Below are 18,058 nucleotides of genomic sequence, written 5' to 3'. Positions count from 1 at the left end.
CGATCCCGTCAGAAGAGGAAGTAACGCTGGGCCATGGGCAGTTCGGCGGCCGGTGCGGCCTCGACCAGTTCGCCGTCGATGTGCACGGCGAAGCTGTCGGGGTCGATCCGGACGTCGGGGCGGGCGTCGTTCTCCCGCATGTCGGCCTTGGTGACGCCGCGCGTGGACTCGATCGCCACGAACCGCTTGCCGAGCCCGAGCCGGTCCGGCAGCCCGTCCTCGATCGCCGGCTGGGCCGTGAAGTTGACCGAGTTGGCGGCCGGAGCGCGGCCGATCGCGCCGTACATCGGGCGGGGCAGGATCGGCTGCGGGGTGGGGATGGAGGCGTTGGCGTCGCCCATCTGCGCATACGCGATCTGCCCGCCCTTGAGCACCAGGAGCGGCTTGACGCCGAAGAACGCCGGCTCCCACAGCACCAGGTCGGCGAGCTTGCCGGTCTCGACGGAGCCGATCTCGGCGGCGAGGCCCTGGGCGAGGGCCGGGTTGATCGTGTACTTGGCGACATAGCGCCGTACCCGGTGGTTGTCGGCCCGTCCGTCGCCGGGCAGGGCTCCCCTGCGCCGCTTCATGACGTGGGCCGTCTGCCAGGTACGCAGGATCACCTCGCCGACGCGGCCCATGGCCTGGGAGTCGGAGGAGATGATCGAGATCGCGCCGAGGTCATGGAGGATGTCCTCCGCTCCGATGGTGGAGGGGCGGATCCGGGACTCGGCGAACGCCAGGTCCTCCGGGACCGTGGGGTTGAGGTGGTGACACACCATCAGCATGTCGAGGTGTTCCTCGGCGGTGTTGACGGTGAACGGCCTGGTCGGATTGGTGGAGCTGGGCAGCACATTGGGCTGCGAGACCACGGTCATGATGTCCGGAGCGTGCCCGCCGCCGGCGCCTTCGGTGTGGTACGAGTGGATGCCCCGGCCCGCGATCGCGGCGAGGGTGTCGCCGACGAATCCGGCCTCGTTCAGGGTGTCCGTGTGGATGGCGACCTGGATGCCGGTGCGGTCGGCGACGGTGAGCGCGGCGTCGATGGCGGCCGGGGTGGTGCCCCAGTCCTCGTGCAGCTTCAGGCCGGCCGCGCCGCCCCGGATCTGGGAGAGCATCGCCTCGTGGGAGACGGTGTTGCCCTTGCCGAGGAAGCCGACGTTGACCGGGTAGGCCTCCATCGCCTCGAACATCCGGGCAAGATGCCAGGGGCCGGGCGTGACGGTGGTGGCCTTGGAGCCCTCGGCGGGGCCGGTGCCGCCGCCGACCAGGGTGGTGATGCCGGAGGCCAGCGCCTCGTCGGCGATCTGCGGGCAGATGAAGTGGACGTGCGCGTCGATGGCGCCGGCGGTGAGGATCCGCCCGTTGCCCGCGATGACCTCGGTCTCGGGACCGATGACCAGGGCGGGGTGGACGCCGTCCATGGTGTCGGGGTTGCCGGCCTTGCCGAGCGCGGCGATCCGGCCGTCGCGGATGCCGACGTCGGCCTTGACGACACCCCAGTGGTCGATGACGACGACACCGGTGATCACTGTGTCGGGGGTGCCGTCGGCGCGGGTGGCCCGGGACTGGCCCATGGACTCGCGGATGACCTTGCCGCCGCCGAAGACCGCCTCGTCGCCGGACGCGCCGGGGCCGCCGGAGCGGTCCTCCTCGATCTCGATCAGCAGGTCGGTGTCGGCGAGCCGGATACGGTCCCCGGTGGTGGGTCCGAACAGGTCGGCGTAGACGCCGCGGGCGATCTCACGCATCGAGGGCACCTCCGGTCTCCCCCCGCAGGCCCGGCACGATCCGGGCGCCGGCGAGAGGCACGAGTTCGATGTCGACGGGGATGCCGGGCTCGAAGCGCACGGCGGTGCCGGCGGCGACGTTCAGCCGCTTGCCGCGGGCGGCGGCCCGGTCGAACTCCAGGCCGGGGTTGGCCTCGGCGAAGTGGTAGTGGGAGCCGACCTGGACCGGCCGGTCGGCGGCGTTGAGGACCGTCAGACGGGTGACCTCGCGACCGTCGTTGAGCTTGACGGGATCCTCCGCGAACAGGATCTCTCCGGGAATCATCGCGGCGCCCCTCAGATGATCGGCTCGTGGACGGTGACGAGCTTGGTGCCGTCCGGGAAGGTGGCCTCCACCTGGACGTCGTGGATCATCTCCGAGACCCCGTCCATGACGTCCTCCCTGGTCAGGAGCTTGCGGCCGGAGGACATCAGCTCGGCGACCGTGTGGCCGTCACGGGCTCCTTCGAGGATGTGCGACGTGATGAGGGCGACCGCTTCGGGGTGATTGAGCCTCAGCCCGCGGGCCCGGCGCTTCTCGGCGACGTCGGCCGCCACATGGATGAGCAGCCTCTCTTGCTCGTGCGGGGTCAGTTGCACGTCCCACCTCAGTCCTTGCTCCGGACCGTGCGGGGTCCGGTTGCCGCTGCCATCACGACGGGGTAGGTGTAACACACAGACAAATCCCTGGATTGTCCTCAATCCAGGCGGAAAAGCCCCTGATGGCGTGGACGGGCAGGTTAGTTCGCCGGAGTTTCAACGACGTTAAACCAGCCTTTGATGCGGCAATGACCGCGCTACGGGATGCGCGATACCGGCGCGCGGATCAGGACGCGCCGGGACCGTGATGCTCGGCGGCGATCCCGAACCGCTGCTGTTCGCGCCCGGCGGAACCGGCCTCGCGCACCACCGAGACCGAGCCGATGACCTGTTCCCCGGCCGGCTCGTCGAGCGCGTCCAGGCGCGCCAGATCGTCCGCCGAGACGAGGGCGACCAGGGGCTTTCCATGCCGGGTCACAACGACGCGCTCACCGCCGTACACCACCCGGTTGATCAGGTCGGCAAGCTCAGCCCTGGCTTGCGTCACCGGAATCTCGTAGGCCATGCCCCCATTCTAACGTCACGTACGTCCTGTACATTTTTTACAGAAGCCGAGCCCATCGGAGGCCGTGCGATGAGAAGGGGTGTCCCATGTCCCGAGCTTTCGCGTCCCGAGCTTTCGCCCGTCATGTCCTGCCCGAGTTCACCGAGCGCACCAGCGGCGGCGCGCGCACGCTCGACCCCTACGGCAAGCTCTTCGAGGACCGGATCGTCTTCCTCGGGACCGCGCTCGACGACGCGGCCGCGAACGACGTGATGGCGCAGTTCATGTACCTCGAACACGCGGCCCCGGACCGGGACATCACGCTGTACGTGAACTCCCCCGGCGGTACGTTCAGCGCGCTGACGGCCGTCTACGACACGATGCGCTACGTCGGTTGCGACGTGGTGACCTACTGCCTGGGCCAGGCCGCGTCCCAGGCCGCGCTGCTGCTCGCGGCCGGCACCCCGGGCAAGCGGTTCACCCTGCCCGGCGCACGCATGGTGATCGCGCAGCCCCGGCTCCCCGAGCCGGTGCGGGGCCGGCCCAGCGATCTGCTCGTCCAGGCCGGGGAATTGGACCGCACCCGTGCGCTGACCGAGGAGATGCTCGTACGGCACACGGGGCGCACGGCGGAGCGGGTACACCGCGACCTGGCTCGGGACCTGGTCCTGGACGCCTCCGCGGCGGTGGACTACGGCCTGGTGGACGGCATCGTGCCCGGCCGGCGGAGCACGCCCGGCGCACCGGAGGCGAGGTGAGCCGCCGATGCTGCCGGACCTGCCGCCGCTGCCCGCGCTGACCCGGGCCGAAGGGGAACTGATCGACCGTTATCTGGAGGCGGCCGACCTGCTGGGTCGCGTCAATCCCGCGCACGGCGAGGACACCTATCGCGCGCTGCGCGCGGCCCAGGCCCTGGTGCGCAAGGCCGCGGAGCTGCGTGACGCCCTCGCATCGATGCACCGGCGGGGCGAGTCGGAGCTGCACGGGGACACGCTGGCACGGGCGTTGCGGGTGCTGGACGGTGAACGTCGTACCGCGCGCGTCGCGCTCCCGCCCGACGGCGTCCGCTGATCCGGACACCCGACCAGACGGACGGGGCCGGAACGTCGACGGACGCCGTTCGGACCGGACGCGAAACGGCCCGAACGGCGTACCGCCGACCGGTGTACATCCAGGCCGTTTTCCAGACCTTCCGACTTGCGCATCGCGTTGATCTCTGATGCGGAACAGATCACTCCGCCCCAGGTCGGGGGCTACGACAGGGAACTGACGGCGCCTCGAACACATCGCTGTCCACCCGAACGGATGAGTGGTGAGTAACGCCACAAATCCCCGATTCCGTTGGGATTTTCAGACCTCTGTAGGTGAAGATCCCTGTCTGACGACAAGCCCCCGCCACCGCGGCGGGGCGGTCCGGGCGGACGCCGAGTCCTGCCGCCACCCGGATGACCGGTCGACAGGAGTGGATCGGCAGGAGTGGAGGACCCAAGCAAGACGGGTCGCCGGAGCGGACGTTCGTCTGTGCCTTGCAGACGGCCGGAGGTTCCGAGCAGCCCTTGGGGTGAAGCCGTGGCAACGCGGCCGGGCAACTTCGCCAGCCCGAATCCGACAGGTCATCCTTCACAGGCGGCTGACGAAGGGTTGCGCATGACTGCGCTCAATCGTGTCCCGTCGCTCATGGCCCGGGCCGGTACGGCCTCGGCTCTCACCCTCGCCGCCGTGGGCGGCTCGATCGCGGTCCCTGGTCTCGCCACCGATGCCTCGGCCGCGACGCTCGCGACAAAAGCACTGCAGGTCGCGGCCTCCAAGAAGGGGGCGCCGTACGCATGGGGCGCCACCGGGCCGCGCAGGTTCGACTGCTCGGGGCTGACGCTCTACTCGTTCAAGAAGGCGGGCAAGACCCTGCCGCGCACCGCCGCCCAGCAGTACAACAAGACGCGCCACATCTCGGCCGGCAGCCGTAGGGCCGGTGACCTGGTGTTCTTCCACTCGGGTTCCAGCGTCTACCACGTCGGTATCTACGCCGGCCAAGGGAAGATCTGGCACGCGCCGAGGACCGGGGACGTGGTCAGGCTCCAGAAGATCTGGACCAGCAGCGTCTGGTACGGCCGGGTCAACTGACCCGTCGTCAGGCCAGGAGCGGCTCCAGCAACAGGGCCGCTCCCAGCACCGTCAGCACCACCCCGGTGCCCGCCTGGAGCCCACGGGCGGCCCGGGGCCGGCACAGCCACCGGCCCAGCCGGTCCACGAGCAGAGCGACGACCTGGAACCACACCAGCGCCAGCGTGAAGACAATCAGCGCGAGCAGCATCGTCCTGGGCAGCGCGTGCTGCCCGGCCGGCACAAACTGCGGCAGCAGGCTGAGGAAGGTCAGCGAGGCCTTGGGGTTGAGGACATTGGTGGCGAAACCCTGCCGCAGCGGATGCGCGGCCTCGGCCCCCGGCTCCTCGCCGCCCTGGGCGAGCCGCCGCAGGGAGCCGAGGGTGCGCACCCCGAGGTAGAGCACATAGGCGCCGCCCACCAGCTGCAATGCCCGGAACAGGGCGGGGACGGCGACCAGCACAGCGGCGACGCCGACCACCGCGAGCCTGGCGTGCACCAGCAGTCCGCCCGCGATACCGAGCCCGCAGACGGCACCGGCCCGGCGGGAGACGAGCGCGTTGCGCACGACCACGGCGAAGTCCGCGCCCGGCATGGCGACCAGGCCTGCGGCGATGGCGGTGAAGGCGGTGAAGGCGATGAGCTGTGCGTCCATACGGCCAGCGTGCCCGACCGCAGCCTTCACCAGGTATTTCGAATCAGCTGGGAGCACCTTAAGCGCTGCTTTAGGCTGGGGGGATGTACGACCCCACGCGGCTGGCGGCGCTCGTGGCGGTGGCGGAGGCCGGCTCGATCACCCGGGCCGCCGACCGGCTCGGCTACACCCCGCCCGCCCTCTCCCAGCAGCTGGCCAAGCTGGAGCGGGAGGCCGGCACGGCGCTGCCGGTGCGCCATCATCGCGGGGCCCGGCTGACCGAGGCGGGCGAGGTGCTGGTGGCGCGGGCCCGGCGCGTGCTCGACGAACTGGAGCAGGCGCGGCACGAGCTGGCCCGGCTGACCGGACTGACCGGCGGCGCACTGCGGCTCGGCACCTTCCCGACCGCCGGGGTGCATCTGCTGCCGCCGGCGCTGAGCGCGTTCCGCCGGGCCCACCCGGATGTGTCGCTGTCGGTGGCGGACTACGACCCGCCGGCCGGAGTCACGGCGGTGGCGGCCGGCGAGGTGGACCTGGCGCTGACCCACACCTATCACCCGGCCGAGCCCGCCCCGGTGCCGTCGTCGGTGCGTCTGGAACCGGTCCTGGTGGAGGAGCTGGTGCTGGTGACCGCGCCGGGGCACGCGCTGAGCAGCACCCCGTCCCGGCTGCCGCTCGCCGAGTTGGCCGGACAGCCGCTGATCAGCATGGCGCCGCACCATCCGGCCCGACGCGGGGTGGAGGCACTGCTCGCCGACGCGGGCGCCACCCCCGCGGTGCTGGTGCCGACCCCCGGGTACGCCGTGGTGTGCGCGCTCGTCAGCGCCGGCCTCGGTGTGGCCGTCGTACCGGAGATGGTGGCTCGTACCGCGGCGACACCGGTCGGGGTACGGCCTCTGGCGGAGGCCCGTCTGCATCGGACGATCTCGGTGGCCTACCGCGCGGAGGAGACCGGTCCGGCCGCGGACGCCTTCCGGGCACTGCTACGGGGGGCCTTCGGCCGGGCGGGACGCTGATGGCGTCGATCGTCTACGGCACCGGCTCCGCCGGAGTCGTCCACGGCAGTTCGATGGAGACCGTCTTGCCGCCCTCCCGGGTGGGGCGGACGCGGAGTTTGCCGCCGCATTCGGCGGTCAGCCAGCGGATGATGACCATGCCGCGGCCATTGTCCTGCTGGACGGCGGCGGGCAGTCTCTTCGGAAAGCGCGGATGACTGTCCGTGACGCCGATGCGCAGATGTTCGTCACGGTCCAACGCGATGTCGACCGTGAAGGTGGGTGACTGCCCGAAGGTGTGCTGTACGGCGTTCGTGGCGAGTTCGGAGACGATGAGCCGGACGGTGTCGGCCACGTCGGTGTCGGACGGCAGGCCCCACTCCGCGAGGGTGCCCACGACATAGGAGCGGGCGGCGGAGACCGAGGCGGGATCGCTCGGCAGAGTGACGGATGCTTCCAGATGGTCTGCCATGGCGACGTCGTCCCTTTCCCGCGGGCCCGCAGTCCGACACGGAGCGGATGGTTCGAGATACGGTCCCGGACTGGTGCTTGCTCGTCAGCCTGCCACCACCGGGCGGTCACGGGGAGCGATCCACCAGGATATGCATATATCTGTCGCCCGAAGCGGTGAACTCTACGACGCGAGACCGTATTTGGGCGGCCCGGAAGGAGTAAGGAGGAGCCCATGCAGAACGGGCCGGCGGTGCGGCGCCGCAAACTGGGCGCCGAATTGCGCACGCTGCGTACCGGTGCTGGGCTCACGAGCGGTGAGGCGGCCCGGCTGGCGGGCTGGCATCAGTCGAAGGTGAGCCGCATCGAGACGGGTGCGAGCGGTGTCAAACGAGGCGACGTGCGGTTACTGCTCGACGTCTACGGGGTGCGGGACGGGCAGCTGCGCGAGCTGCTGCTGATGCTCGCGGGCTCCGAGGACGTGGGCGAACGCAACCGCTGGTGGCATGCCTATCGCGGGGTGCTGCCACCCACCTACCGGGACTTCATCAGCCTGGAGTCGCAGGCGAGCGCGATGCGCACCCTGGAGACCACGGTGGTGCCCGGCCTGCTGCAGACGCCCGAGTACGCACGGGCGGTGACCCGGGCGGCCGTGAAGGACGTGGACGAGGAGCGTCTGGACACGCTGGTCGAGGTGCGGCTGGCCCGGCAGGACGTGCTGCGCGCCGAACGTCCGCTGAGGCTGAGCGCGGTGCTGGACGAGGCGGTGCTGCGGCGCGAGATCGGGGGCTCCGAGGTGATGGCCCGTCAGCTGAAGCGGCTGACGCAGGCGGCCCGGCTGCCCCAAGTCCGGCTCCAGGTGCTGCCGTTCGGCGCCGGGGCGCATGTCGGCCTCACCGGACCTTTCGTTATCTTCTCATTTCCGAGCACTTCTGATCTGGACGTGGTTGTTCTCGACCAGTTGACGAGTAGCCTCTACCTGGAGCGGAAAGAAGACCTCATGGCCTACTCGGAGGCCTTCGACACCCTTCGCAGGCACGCCCTCTCACCCGAGGATTCGTTGGAATACATCGCCGGAATAGGTGACGGCGCGTAAGGAGGCACCATGTCAGCACTGCCTCGGAACGTCCCTGCCAGTACCGATCTGCACGACGTGCGCTGGCTGCGCAGCAGCTACAGCACGGGAGCCAACAACTGCGTGGAGACGGCCCGGCCGCACTCCGGCCCCTGGGCCGGACTGCTCGCCGTGCGCGACTCCAAGAGCCCCGCCGGGCCCGCGGTGCTCTTCTCCGGCCGGAGCTGGGTGAGGTTCCTCACCGCCCTGTGACCGCCATGCGCTCCGGCCGGAACACCGGCCGATCAGAACCGATCATCCAGCAACGCTCGTGAGCGCAGCACGGCCGTGTCACGCCGACTCATGGTCGCCTTTCGCAGATGACCCGTACAGCGCGTTCGATCTCCGCCCCGGACAGGTCCGCCCGGGCGGTCAGCCGCAGCCGTGAGATGCCGTCGGGCACGGAAGGAGGGCGGAAGCAGCCCACGGCCAGTCCCGCGGTACGGCAGTCGGCCGCCCAGCGCACCGCCTGCTCCGGGGAGGGAGCCCGCACGGAGACCACCGCGGCGTCCGGACGCACCGCTTCCAGGCCCGCGGCGGTCAGCCGTGTGTGCAGTTCCGCGGCCACCGCGCGGGCGCGCGCCGCGCGCTCCGGTTCGCGGGCGAGCAGCCGCAGTGCCGCGAGCGCGGCACCGGCCGCCGCCGGGGCCAGGCCCGTGTCGAAGATGAAGGTCCGGGCCGCGTTGACCAGATGGTCGATCACCCGCGCCGGGCCGAGCACCACTCCGCCCTGACTGCCCAGCGACTTGGACAAAGTGGCCGTGACCACCACATCCGCGGCGCCCGCCAGTCCGGCCGCGTGCGGCGCGCCCCGGCCGCCGTCGCCCAGCACGCCGAGCCCGTGCGCGTCGTCCACGACCAGCCCCGCGCCGTGCTCCCGGCATGCCTCGGCCAGCGCGGCCAGCGGTGCCTGGTCGCCGTCGACCGAGAACACGGTGTCGGAGACGACGATCGCCGGTCCCTGGTGCGCGGCCAGCGCCTTGCCCACCGCCTCCGGGTCGGCGTGCCCCACGACCTGCCTCTCGCCGCGGGCGAGCCGGCAGCCGTCGATGAGGGAGGCGTGATTGCCGGCGTCGGAGACGATCAGTGAGCCGTGCGGGGCCAGCGCGGTGACGGCGGCCAGATTGGCGGCGTACCCGGAGGAGAAGACCAGCGCGGACTCGAAGCCGCAGAAGGCGGCCAGCTCGCGCTCCAGTTCGCCGTGCAGCTCGGTGGTGCCGGTGACCAGCCGGGAACCGGTGGCGCCGCCGCCCCAGAGCTGGGCGGCCCGGGCGGCCCCCTCGGTGACCTCGGGGTGGTGGGCGAGGCCGAGGTAGTCGTTGCTCGCCATGTCCAGCAGGGCCGAGGCGGCGGGGCGGGGGCGCAGGGTGCGCACGAGTCCGGCGCGCCGGCGCGCCTCCGTCTGCTCGTCGATCCAGCCGAACGCCATGGGTCCTCCGGGGCATTTGTAGGTAGCGGACAGACACTAGCGGTACGCCCAGCCGCCCAGGGTGTGGCAATACCCACACGGTGAACCGTCTCCGTTGTGCAAACTCTCCTTGGCCCGGGGCGGTGCCGTAAGACAGGATCGGACCTCATGGACCTGCTGAACACGCTGGTGGACAAGGGGCTTCGGCGCGAGCTGCCGACCCGCGAGGAAGCACTCGCCGTACTGGCCACCTCCGACGACGACGTGCTCGATGTGGTGGCCGCGGCCGGGAAGGTGCGCCGGCACTGGTTCGGGCGACGGGTGAAACTCAACTATCTGGTCAACCTCAAGTCGGGGCTGTGCCCGGAGGACTGCTCCTACTGCTCCCAGCGGCTCGGCTCCGACACCGGCATCCTGAAGTACACCTGGCTGAAGCCCGACGACGCCTCCAGGGCCGCCGCGGCCGGGCTGGCCGGCGGCGCCAAGCGCGTCTGCCTGGTGGCGTCCGGCCGCGGTCCCACCGACCGCGACGTGGACCGGGTCGCCGGCACGATCAAGGCGATCAAGGAGCAGAACGAGGGCGTCGAGGTCTGCGCCTGTCTCGGGCTGCTCTCCGACGGCCAGGCGGAGCGGCTGCGCGAGGCGGGCGCGGACGCCTACAACCACAACCTCAACACGTCCGAGGGGACGTACGCGGACATCACCACCACCCACACGTACGCCGACCGGGTGGACACGGTGAACAAGGCGCACGCGGCCGGGCTGTCCGCCTGCTCCGGGCTGATCGCGGGCATGGGCGAGAGCGACGCGGACCTGGTCGACGTGGTCTTCTCGCTGCGTGCGCTGGACCCGGACTCGGTCCCGGTCAACTTCCTGATCCCGGTCGAAGGCACCCCGCTGGCCAAGGAGTGGAACCTCACCCCGCAGCGCTGCCTGAGGATCCTCGCGATGGTGCGGTTCGTGTGCCCGGACGTCGAGGTGCGGATCGCGGGCGGCCGTGAGGTCCATCTGCGCACGATGCAGCCCCTGGCCCTGAACCTGGCCAACTCCATCTTCCTCGGCGACTACCTGACCACCGAGGGCCAGGCGGGCAAGGCCGACCTGGAGATGATCGCCGACGCCGGGTTCGAGGTGGAGGGCACGGGCGAGGTGACGCTGCCGGAGCACCGGGTCGAGGCTGCGGCCGGCCGCGGATCCGGCTGCGGCTCGCATGAGGGCGGTAGCTCGCACGAGGGCTGCGGTTCGCACGGGAGCTGTGGTTCGGCTGGGGGCTGCGGCTCGCACGAGGGCGGTGACGTGTGCGGTACGACGGCCGCGCAGGAGGCGCCCGCCGCGCAGGAGGCGCGCACCGATCTCGTCGCCGTCCGCCGCCGGGGCGCCGGAACGGACCTCGCGCCCAATGCCTGACCCGACCGGCCTGAGCGTGTCCGAACTGCTGGAGCTGGACCGACGGCATGTGTGGCACCCGTACGGTCCGATGCCCGGCCGCGTCGAACCGCTCGTCGTGGAGTCGGCGAGCGGGGTCCGGCTGCGGCTGGCCGACGGCTCGGGCGAGCTGGTGGACGGTATGTCCTCGTGGTGGTCGGCGATCCACGGCTACAACCACCCGGTCCTCAACGACGCGGCGCACGAGCAGCTGGGGCGGATGAGCCATGTGATGTTCGGCGGGCTCACACACGAGCCCGCCGTACGGCTCGCGAAGCGCCTTGTCGACATGTCGCCAGAAGGTCTGGAGCATGTCTTCCTCGCCGACTCCGGTTCGGTGTCGGTCGAGGTCGCGCTCAAGATGTGCCTGCAGTACTGGCGCTCGCTCGGCCGGCCCGGAAAGCAGCGGCTGCTGACCTGGCGGGGCGGCTACCACGGCGACACCTGGCAGCCGATGTCGGTGTGCGACCCGGAGGGCGGGATGCACGGGCTGTGGTCCGGTGTGCTGCCGCGCCAGCTGTTCGCCGACGCGCCGCCCACGGAGTACGAGGAGTCGTACGCCGACCATCTGCGGGAGCTGATCGGGCGCCACGCGGACGAACTGGCCGCGGTGATCGTGGAGCCGGTCGTGCAGGGCGCGGGCGGGATGCGCTTCCACTCCCCCGCGTATCTGCGGGTGCTGCGCGAGGCGTGTGACGCGCACGACGTGCTGCTGGTGTTCGACGAGATCGCCACCGGCTTCGGCCGCACCGGCGCGCTGTTCGCGGCGGAGCATGCCGGCGTCACCCCGGATGTGATGTGTGTGGGCAAGGCGCTGACCGGCGGCTATCTGACGCTGGCGGCCACCTTGTGCACCACGCGGATCGCCGAGGGCATCTCCCGGGGCGAGGTTCCGGTGCTCGCGCACGGCCCCACCTTCATGGGCAACCCGCTGGCCGCCGCCGTGGCCTGCGCCTCGCTCGACCTGCTGCTCGGGCAGGACTGGCGGGCGGAGGTCAAGCGGATCGAGGCGGGCCTGTGGGAAGGGCTGGCGCCGGCCCGGGAGCTGCCCGGGGTGCGGGACGTCCGCGTCCTCGGCGCGATCGGCGTCGTCCAGCTCGACCACGAGGTGGACATGGCCGCGGCCACCGCGGCCACCGTGCGGGGAGGTGTCTGGCTGCGCCCGTTCCGCGATCTGGTCTACACGATGCCGCCGTACATCACCTCGGACGAGGACGTGGCACGGATCACGCGCGCGGTGTGTGCCGCGGCGCGGGAGGGATGACATGCCGGTACTGGTGATCACGGGCACGGGCACGGAGGTCGGCAAGACCGTCACCACGGCGGCCGTCGCCGCCGCCGCGCTCGCGGCGGGGCGCTCGGTGGCCGTGCTCAAGGCCGCCCAGACGGGCGTGGGGCCGGACGAGCGCGGGGACGCGGACGAGGTCGTGCGGCTGGCGGGCCCGGTGACGAGCGCGGAACTCGCGCGCTTTCCGGAGCCGTTGGCGCCCGGCACGGCGGCCCGGCGGGCCGGCCTGGCCCCGGTGCACCCGTACGAGGTGGCCGAGCGGGCGGCCAAGCTGGCCACCGAGCACGACCTGGTGCTGGTGGAGGGGGCGGGCGGACTGCTCGTCCGGTTCGACGCGGCCGGCGGCACCCTCGCCGACGCGGCCGCCCTGCTGGGCGCGCCGGTGCTGGTCGTGGCCTCGGCCGGGCTCGGCACCCTGAACATCGCCGAGCTGACGGCCCGCGAACTGCGCCGCCGCGCGCTGGAGTTGGCCGGAGTGGTGATCGGCAGCTGGCCCGGCTCCCCCGACCTCGCCTCCCGCTGCAACGTGGCCGACTTCCCGGAGGTGACCGGGGCTCCGCTGCTGGGGGCGATTCCCGCCGAGGCCGGCGCCCTGCCGCCCGGCGAGTTCCGCGGGGCCGCGCCGGGCTGGCTGGCGCCTCGGCTGGAGGGCAGCTGGGACGCGGAGGCGTTCCGGGTGCGCACGGCGCCGTAGCCCCGGGAGTGCCGCGCCCTCCGGCGTGTGCCGGGGGTGCGGCGGCTTCGTACGGGGGACACTCCTTCCAGGGCGGTACTGGTCCGGGAGGTTGTCATGCGATTGCTGTCCTCCGCCTCCGGAAAGGTGGCGGGGAGTCCCGTCCATCACCCGGTCTTCGCGCGCTTCTATGCCCGCGTCAGTGTGAACGCCGAGACCCGGCTGGGCATGGCCGGGGTGCGCGACCGGCTGCTGGCCGGGCTGTCCGGACGGGTGATCGAGATCGGCGCGGGCAACGGGCTGAACTTCGCCCACTACCCCGGGGCCGTCGCCGAGGTCGTCGCGATCGAACCGGAGCCGCTGCTCAGGCAGTTGGCGCGTAAGGCCGCGCTGCGCGCCCAGGTGCCGGTGGACGTGGTGCCGGGCGCGGCCGAGGCGCTGCCCGTCAAGAGCGAGGCGTTCGACGCGGCGGTGCTCTCACTGGTGCTGTGCAGTGTGCGGGATGTGGCGCGGGCGCTGGCCGAGGTGCGGCGGGTGCTGCGGCCCGGGGGCGAGGTGCGCTTCGTGGAGCACGGGCGGGGCGGCGGCCGGGTGATGACCCTGACCCAGCGGGCCCTGGACCGCACCGTGTGGCCCGCCCTCATGGGCGGCTGTCATGTGGCCCGCGAGCCGGTCGCCGCGCTGCGCGAGGCCGGCTTCGAACTCGGCCCGGTCCGCCCGCTGTTGCTGCCGGAGAAGGGTCCCAGGCTGCCGACGTCGTACGGCGTGCTGGGGGTCGCGTGGCGGCCGGGGGAGCCGGAGGCCCGCTGACCGGACCGCGGCGGGACGGCGTCGGTCAGCTGCCCCAGCGGCGCAGCTCGCGCGCGATGTCGTCCACTCCGGTCTCCCCCTCCTTCACCAGCCGGGCGAGGTCGCGCACCTGCTCGGGAGTGGTGGCCACCTTCACGCCGCTGGCGACCAGGTAGGCGTAGGCGACCGCCGAGGCGAACAGCGCGTTGGACCGCTCCAGCGCCGGCAGATGGATCAGCAGCTGGAGCAGGGCGGCGGCGCGTGTGTGCGGGTCGTCGTAGACGGGCACCCCGAATATCTCGGCGCGGTGCCGGGCGACGGCGGCGACCAGCGCGCCCCAGTCGGTGACCTGCGGATCCCCGGGGGTCTTCTGTTCGGCGAGCATGAGGAGCCAGGCGAGGTCGATACTGACGTCGTTCAAGAGATCAGCGGCCGTCCCCGGTGCGGGTGCCGCGGGTCTCGGTGAACTCCTCGGCGAACACGGACTCGTACTGCTCCATGAAGTCGGCGGCGGCCTCGACGAACGTGCGGCCGGATTCCCCCGTGTCCTGTCTGACCAGCTCTTCTATATAGCGGTTGACGCTGATGCCACGGGCCAGGGCGCGTTCGCGGGCCGCGCGGGCGGTGCCCTCGTCCACGCGCACGTTCAGCTGGGTCTTCGCCATGCCTCGACGCTAGCGCCGGGGCGCTAGCAAGGCAAGGGCGCACGGAACGGCTGCGCCGGGTCGGTGTGTCCCTTACGCTCGCCCCGGACAACGGTTCGGACAGAGCTGTACCGACGGTGGTACGGACGACGGTTCACAGGGGCTTCAGGCGACCGGGAGGCGGTCTTGTCCACACCTGCTGCGCAGCACACCCCGGACGGCGCGGTCGCGGCCCGCGCCCGGGGCCTGACCAAGGCGTACGGCTCCGGCGAGACGGCCGTCATCGCCCTGGACTCGGTGGACGTGGACATCGCGCGCGGCCGCTTCACCGCCGTGATGGGGCCCTCGGGGTCCGGGAAGTCCACGCTGATGCACTGTCTGGCCGGTCTCGACACGGTGTCGGCCGGTCAGGTCTGGCTCGGCGGCACGGAGATCACCGGGCTCAGGGATCGCGAGCTGACCCGGCTGCGGCGCGACCGGGTCGGGTTCATGTTCCAGTCGTTCAACCTCATCCCGACGCTGACGGCCGCCGAGAACATCACGCTGCCCATGGACATCGCGGGCCGCAGGCCCGACGAGCGGTGGCTGAAGCAGGTCATCGACACGCTCGGCCTGCGTGACCGGCTGCGGCACCGGCCCGCCCAGCTGTCGGGCGGTCAGCAGCAACGGGTGGCGTGCGCGCGGGCGCTGGCCTCCCGGCCCGAGCTGATCTTCGCCGACGAGCCGACCGGCAATCTCGACTCGCGGGCCGGTCGCGAGGTGCTGGGCTTCCTGCGCGGCGCCGTGGACGATCTCGGGCAGACGGTCGTCATGGTCACCCATGACCCCGGCGCCGCCGCCCATTCCGACGTGGTGCTGTTCCTGGCCGACGGGCACATCGAGGACGCGATGGAACGGCCGACGGCGGAGGCCGTACTGGAACACATGCACCTCTCTACCGGGGGGCATCCCCAGACCCCCTGGTTCGATGCCGTCCGAGGCCGGCTCGGGGACGACGACACAGACCTGGAGGAGTGACCCGGTGCTGAAGGCGACCCTGAGGAGTTTCCTCGCGCACAAGGGGCGGCTCGCGCTGTCCGCGCTGGCCGTGATCCTGTCCGTGGCGTTCGTCGCGGGCAGCCTCATCTTCTCCGACACGGTCACCCACACCTTCGACCGGCTGTTCGCCTCCACGGCCGCCGATGTGACGGTCCAGCCCCAGCAGCGGGATCTGCGCTCGGCCCGGGTGAGCGGTTCGGTGCAGACCCTGCCCGCCGCACTGCGGGACCGGGTGGCGAAGGTCGACGGGGTCGCGGCGGCCCGCGCCGAGGTGTCGGTGCAGAACGCGGTCGTGGTCGACAGCCGCAACCGATCCGTCGGCCCGACCACCGGCGCCCCGACCATAGCGATGGCGTGGCATGTCACCTCCCGCAGCCCGGTGCGACTCACCTCCGGTCGTGCGCCGCGCGGTGCGGGCCAGGCGCTGCTGGACGCCGACACGGCCGGCAAGAAACACCTACGGATCGGCGACACGCTGACCGTGCAGGCACAGCCGGACACCTTCCGGGTACGGGTCGTCGGCATCGCCACGTTCACCACCACCAACCCCGGCGCGGCCCTGCTCTTCCTGGACCCGGCGGTCGCGGGCCGCGAGCTGCTCGGCTCGGCCGCGAAGGCGACCAGCATCACGGCGGACGCGGTGAAGGGGGTGTCCGACGCGGAGCTGAAACGCCGGATCGGCGCGGCGCTCGGCAGCGGTGCCGGTGCCCGTACCGGCACCGGCACCTACGACCTGAAGACCGCGAACGAGCAGGCCAAGTCGGCGGCGGCCAGCCTCGGCGCGTTCCTGGACGTGATCAAGTACGTGATGCTGGGCTTCGCCGGTGTCGCGCTCCTCGTCGGGGTGTTCCTCATCGTCAACACGTTCTCCATGCTGATCGCCCAGCGCACCCGGGAGCTGGGGCTGCTGCGGGCGCTCGGCGCGGACCGGCGGCAGGTGCGGCGCTCTGTGCTCACGGAGGCGCTGCTGCTCGGACTGGTCGGCTCGACGCTCGGGCTCGGCGCCGGGATCGGGCTGGCGCTCGCGCTGATCCGGCTGATGACCGCGTTCGGGATGAACCTGAAGGCCACGGAGATGGTCATCGGCTGGGGCACGCCCGTCTCGGCGTACGTCGTCGGTCTCGGCGTCACCTTCGTCGCCGCGTATCTGCCCGCGCGGCGCGCGGCGGCCGTGTCGCCGATGGCGGCGCTCGCGGACGCCGAAGTCGCCGGTGTGGGCAAGCCGTTGAAGGTGCGGGCCGTCGTCGGTGGGGTGGTCGGGGCGGTCGGCGCGGCCGCGCTGGCCGGGTGCGCGGCCGCCACGAGGACCGCGCAGGCCGCCTCGCTGCTGGGGCTCGGCGTGGCGCTGACGCTGATCGCGACCGTCGTCGCCGGTCCGCTGCTGGTGCGGCCGGTGATCCGGGTGCTGGGCGGCGCCTTCCCCGCGCTGTTCGGCCCGGTGGGCCGGATGAGCCAGCGCAACGCCCTGCGCAATCCGCGCCGTACCGGCGCCACGGCCGCCGCGCTGATGGTGGGCCTCGCCCTGGTCGGCGGGATGTCGGTGGCGAGCGCCTCGATGTCCGCGTCGTTCGACCGGCAGATCGACAAGAACCTCGGCGCCGACTTCATCGTCCAGAACACCAACTTCATCCCGTTCACCAAGGAGGTGCGGGACAAGGTGGCCGCGACGCCCGGCGTGGGGCTCGTCGTACCGCAGCGGCTCAGCCCGCTCGACGTACGGCTGCCGGACGGACGCCGGGTCCGGACGTCCGCCGCCGCGTACGGCCCGGGGCTCGACGACGTCGTGCACATCGCCTACGCGCGGGGCGGTTCGGCGGCCGCGCTGGCGGACGGGCGGCTCGCCATGGACGCCGGCTTCGCCAGGAGTCACGGCGTGCGCGTCGGCAGCGTCGTGCCGGTCGAGTTCCCGGGCGGGCGGCACACCGACCTGACCGTGGCGGCGCTCACCGACCAGGACACGACGGACGGGTTCGGCGCCCAGGGCGGCCTCTACCTCGGCCTCGCGACCCTGGAGAAGTATCTGCCGGACGCACAGGACTCGGTGCTCTACGTCAACGCGTCCCCCGGCACCAGGGCGCAGGACCTGCGCCCTCGTCTGGAGCGGGCGCTGAGGCCGTTCCCGCAGGTCCAGGTGCGCAACCAGGACGACTACAAGCAGCTGGTGCACGACCAGATCGCCGTCCTGCTGTATCTGGTGTACGCGCTGCTCGGGCTGGCGATCGTCATCGCCGTGCTCGGCGTCGTCAACACGCTCGCGCTGTCGGTCGTGGAGCGCACCCGGGAGATCGGGCTGCTGCGCGCGATCGGGCTGGGCCGGCGGCAACTGCGTCGGATGATCCGGCTGGAGTCGGTGGTGATCGCGGTGTTCGGCGCGATTCTCGGGCTGGCGCTGGGACTCGTGTGGGGCGTGTGCATGCAGCGGGTGCTGGCCCTGCGCGGGCTGACGGCGCTGGCGATCCCGTGGACCACGATCGTGGCCGTCGTGCTCGGCTCGGCGGTGGTCGGGGTGGTGGCGGCGCTGCTGCCGGCGCTACGGGCGTCGCGGATGAACGTGCTGGCGGCGATCGCCCACGAGTGATCGCCCACGCGTGACCGAGCCCACGCCGCGCGTGCCCGGCCGTGTGATGGAATCGCAGGCCAGGCTGAAATCGGCAACCGTGGAGGCCAG

The 18,058-nt window shown here is 71.9% G+C and carries 21 protein-coding genes; 12 read left to right on the top strand and 9 right to left on the bottom strand.

The window, feature by feature from the left end; genetic code table 11:
- Nucleotides 1-8: 8 nt before the first annotated feature.
- The 4 genes from IE277_RS13325 to IE277_RS13310 all read right to left on the bottom strand — a co-directional run bounded on the left by IE277_RS13325 (nucleotide 9) and on the right by IE277_RS13310 (nucleotide 2,853).
- Nucleotides 9-1,730, bottom strand: a complete 1,722-nt coding sequence (locus tag IE277_RS13325; protein ID WP_189951928.1) for an urease subunit alpha — start codon at nucleotides 1,728-1,730, stop codon at nucleotides 9-11.
- A complete protein-coding gene (locus tag IE277_RS13320; RefSeq protein ID WP_189951926.1) occupies nucleotides 1,723-2,034 on the bottom strand; it encodes an urease subunit beta in 312 nt (103 codons plus the stop codon). Before IE277_RS13320 ends, IE277_RS13325 begins: the two co-directional genes overlap by 8 nt.
- Nucleotides 2,035-2,045: 11 nt before the next feature.
- A complete protein-coding gene (locus IE277_RS13315) occupies nucleotides 2,046-2,348 on the bottom strand; it encodes an urease subunit gamma (RefSeq protein ID WP_189951925.1) in 303 nt (100 codons plus the stop codon).
- 226 nt (nucleotides 2,349-2,574) lie between these two features.
- Nucleotides 2,575-2,853, bottom strand: coding sequence for a type II toxin-antitoxin system Phd/YefM family antitoxin (locus IE277_RS13310; protein ID WP_189951923.1), 279 nt, complete (start codon nucleotides 2,851-2,853; stop codon nucleotides 2,575-2,577).
- Between the two features lie 86 nt (nucleotides 2,854-2,939).
- Between IE277_RS13310 and IE277_RS13305 the strand changes: the two genes are divergently transcribed.
- From IE277_RS13305 to IE277_RS13295, 3 genes are all read left to right on the top strand, one after another.
- Entirely contained in the window at nucleotides 2,940-3,590 is a 651-nt protein-coding gene (locus IE277_RS13305) for an ATP-dependent Clp protease proteolytic subunit (RefSeq protein ID WP_189951920.1), read from the top strand.
- Nucleotides 3,591-3,597: 7 nt separating this feature from the next.
- Nucleotides 3,598-3,903 carry a hypothetical protein gene (locus IE277_RS13300; protein ID WP_189951919.1) on the top strand — a complete coding sequence of 102 codons (306 nt, stop codon included), beginning with the start codon at nucleotides 3,598-3,600 and terminating at the stop codon, nucleotides 3,901-3,903.
- Between the two features lie 576 nt (nucleotides 3,904-4,479).
- Nucleotides 4,480-4,953 carry a C40 family peptidase gene (locus IE277_RS13295; protein WP_189951917.1) on the top strand — a complete coding sequence of 158 codons (474 nt, stop codon included), beginning with the start codon at nucleotides 4,480-4,482 and terminating at the stop codon, nucleotides 4,951-4,953.
- A gap of 7 nt (nucleotides 4,954-4,960) precedes the next feature.
- Here the strand turns inward: IE277_RS13295 and IE277_RS13290 are convergent, their stop codons facing one another.
- Nucleotides 4,961-5,587: a LysE family translocator gene (locus tag IE277_RS13290; RefSeq protein WP_189951915.1), complete on the bottom strand. Its 627-nt coding sequence runs from the start codon at nucleotides 5,585-5,587 to the stop codon at nucleotides 4,961-4,963.
- Nucleotides 5,588-5,670: 83 nt separating this feature from the next.
- On the opposite strand from IE277_RS13290, the gene IE277_RS13285 reads away from it, so the two are divergent.
- Nucleotides 5,671-6,582 (top strand): LysR family transcriptional regulator, encoded by a 912-nt coding sequence (locus IE277_RS13285; protein ID WP_189951913.1) that lies wholly within the window; start codon nucleotides 5,671-5,673, stop codon nucleotides 6,580-6,582.
- Nucleotides 6,583-6,595: 13 nt separating this feature from the next.
- Here IE277_RS13285 and IE277_RS13280 read toward each other — a convergent pair whose 3' ends face one another.
- On the bottom strand, nucleotides 6,596-7,033 hold the full coding sequence (locus tag IE277_RS13280) for an ATP-binding protein (RefSeq protein WP_189951911.1): 438 nt from the start codon (nucleotides 7,031-7,033) through the stop codon (nucleotides 6,596-6,598).
- 213 nt (nucleotides 7,034-7,246) lie between these two features.
- On the opposite strand from IE277_RS13280, the gene IE277_RS13275 reads away from it, so the two are divergent.
- A complete protein-coding gene (locus tag IE277_RS13275) occupies nucleotides 7,247-8,107 on the top strand; it encodes a helix-turn-helix domain-containing protein (protein WP_189951909.1) in 861 nt (286 codons plus the stop codon).
- A 9-nt stretch (nucleotides 8,108-8,116) separates the two neighbouring features.
- Nucleotides 8,117-8,338, top strand: coding sequence for a DUF397 domain-containing protein (locus IE277_RS13270; RefSeq protein WP_189951906.1), 222 nt, complete (start codon nucleotides 8,117-8,119; stop codon nucleotides 8,336-8,338).
- 88 nt (nucleotides 8,339-8,426) lie between these two features.
- Here the strand turns inward: IE277_RS13270 and IE277_RS13265 are convergent, their stop codons facing one another.
- Entirely contained in the window at nucleotides 8,427-9,554 is a 1,128-nt protein-coding gene (locus IE277_RS13265) for an 8-amino-7-oxononanoate synthase (protein ID WP_189951904.1), read from the bottom strand.
- Between the two features lie 147 nt (nucleotides 9,555-9,701).
- On the opposite strand from IE277_RS13265, the gene bioB reads away from it, so the two are divergent.
- The 4 genes from bioB (at nucleotide 9,702) to IE277_RS13245 (ending at nucleotide 13,729) form a co-directional block, all read left to right on the top strand.
- Entirely contained in the window at nucleotides 9,702-10,940 is a 1,239-nt protein-coding gene (gene bioB / locus IE277_RS13260) for a biotin synthase BioB (RefSeq protein ID WP_189951902.1), read from the top strand.
- Nucleotides 10,933-12,222 carry an adenosylmethionine--8-amino-7-oxononanoate transaminase gene (locus tag IE277_RS13255; protein ID WP_189951900.1) on the top strand — a complete coding sequence of 430 codons (1,290 nt, stop codon included), beginning with the start codon at nucleotides 10,933-10,935 and terminating at the stop codon, nucleotides 12,220-12,222. Before bioB ends, IE277_RS13255 begins: the two co-directional genes overlap by 8 nt.
- A 1-nt stretch (nucleotide 12,223) precedes the next feature.
- Nucleotides 12,224-12,940 (top strand): dethiobiotin synthase, encoded by a 717-nt coding sequence (gene bioD / locus IE277_RS13250; protein ID WP_189951898.1) that lies wholly within the window; start codon nucleotides 12,224-12,226, stop codon nucleotides 12,938-12,940.
- A 96-nt stretch (nucleotides 12,941-13,036) separates the two neighbouring features.
- A complete protein-coding gene (locus IE277_RS13245) occupies nucleotides 13,037-13,729 on the top strand; it encodes a class I SAM-dependent methyltransferase (RefSeq protein ID WP_189951896.1) in 693 nt (230 codons plus the stop codon).
- A gap of 25 nt (nucleotides 13,730-13,754) precedes the next feature.
- On the opposite strand, the gene IE277_RS13240 is transcribed toward IE277_RS13245, so the two are convergent.
- Both IE277_RS13240 and IE277_RS13235 read right to left on the bottom strand, forming a co-directional pair.
- Complete coding sequence (locus IE277_RS13240) at nucleotides 13,755-14,129, bottom strand: fic family toxin-antitoxin system, toxin component (RefSeq protein ID WP_189951894.1); 375 nt, start codon at nucleotides 14,127-14,129, stop codon at nucleotides 13,755-13,757.
- 4 nt (nucleotides 14,130-14,133) lie between these two features.
- On the bottom strand, nucleotides 14,134-14,373 hold the full coding sequence (locus tag IE277_RS13235) for a toxin-antitoxin system HicB family antitoxin (RefSeq protein ID WP_189951892.1): 240 nt from the start codon (nucleotides 14,371-14,373) through the stop codon (nucleotides 14,134-14,136).
- A gap of 165 nt (nucleotides 14,374-14,538) precedes the next feature.
- Between IE277_RS13235 and IE277_RS13230 the strand changes: the two genes are divergently transcribed.
- Nucleotides 14,539-15,369 (top strand): ABC transporter ATP-binding protein, encoded by an 831-nt coding sequence (locus IE277_RS13230; RefSeq protein ID WP_189951890.1) that lies wholly within the window; start codon nucleotides 14,539-14,541, stop codon nucleotides 15,367-15,369.
- A gap of 4 nt (nucleotides 15,370-15,373) precedes the next feature.
- Entirely contained in the window at nucleotides 15,374-17,968 is a 2,595-nt protein-coding gene (locus IE277_RS13225; protein WP_189951889.1) for an ABC transporter permease, read from the top strand.
- Nucleotides 17,969-18,058 lie beyond the last annotated feature (90 nt).

The sequence above is a fragment of the Streptomyces alanosinicus genome, from assembly GCF_014650595.1.
Classification (GTDB): domain Bacteria; phylum Actinomycetota; class Actinomycetes; order Streptomycetales; family Streptomycetaceae; genus Streptomyces; species Streptomyces alanosinicus.
This window is presented reverse-complemented; position numbering and strand designations above follow the sequence as displayed.